General features: G+C 60.1%; 1 protein-coding gene. It reads right to left on the reverse strand.

The features are described 5' to 3' along the window. The coding region (locus AC1DRJ_RS29335; protein ID WP_477805208.1) for an ABC transporter permease at positions 1 to 615 on the reverse strand (615 nt) is incomplete at its 3' end. Positions 616 to 1,029: the final 414 nt, after the last annotated feature.

Consider the following 1,029-nt stretch of genomic DNA (forward strand, 5'->3'; position numbering starts at 1 on the left):
GTTCAGGGCAATGCCGTTCAGGGCAATGCCGGGGAAAATCAGGCTGCCCAGACTGTTCGCGCCGATCAGGAACGCCAGCGGTGCCGTGCCGACGTTGATCGCCAGCGCCACACGCACGCCACCGATGATGATCGGCACGGCGTTCGGCAGTTCGACTCGCCACAGCACTTGAGTCGGGGTCATGCCGATGCCGACCGCCGCTTCCTTGAGCGAACCCTGAACGTTTTTCAGGCCTTCATAGGTGTTGCGCACAATCGGCAACAGTGAGGCGAGGAACAAGGCGAAGATCGCTGGGCCGCTGCCGATGCCGAGGATGCCCAGGGCGATGGCCAGTACGGCGAGAGGCGGCACGGTGTTGCCGATGTTGAAGAGCTGCATGAAGCGTTCAGCGCGTCCCACCATGGTCGGGCGACTGAGGAAGATACCGGCGGGAATGCCCACAACGAGGGCGGCCAGCATGGAAACGAGCACGAGAATCAGATGAGCTTGCAGGTAAAACAACAAATCGTCGCGGTACTGTTCGATCGTGTTGATGCCAATCCAGTGGACCAGCAGGGCCAGAAGGGCGACGACAACCGCACCTCCTGTCAGCCCTTTGCCATAGCGAATAGCCACAGGCGGACTCCTTTTTTCTTTGTCGGCGAACGCAGTCCCGTGTGGCTGCCATTCCTGGCTGCCGGGAAATCAACGTTCGCGAGAAGCAGCTCTTCATGCCGGTAAAACCGCATAAAATCGAGCCATAAGCGCAGCCTCGTCAGGCCAACTTGCTGATTTTTCAGCCCCTGGTACGAGTGCCGTAACAGGGGAGTGGACGTCTGCACCTTTTAAAAGGTTCCATAATTAACAGCATTTAGCCACCCCGAATCTCGTATTACCCCTGTAGCAGCTGCCGAGCCCCGCGAGGCTGCGTYCGGCGACGAAGTCGTCGTAGAGGGGATGCGCAGGGGCTGTCTGATGCACCGCAGCGTCTGGTTTTACGACGGCTTCGCCGCCGGACGCAGMCTCGCAGGCTCGGCAGCTGCTACAGGG

It is taken from the genome of Pseudomonas sp. P5_B2, from assembly GCF_056400445.1.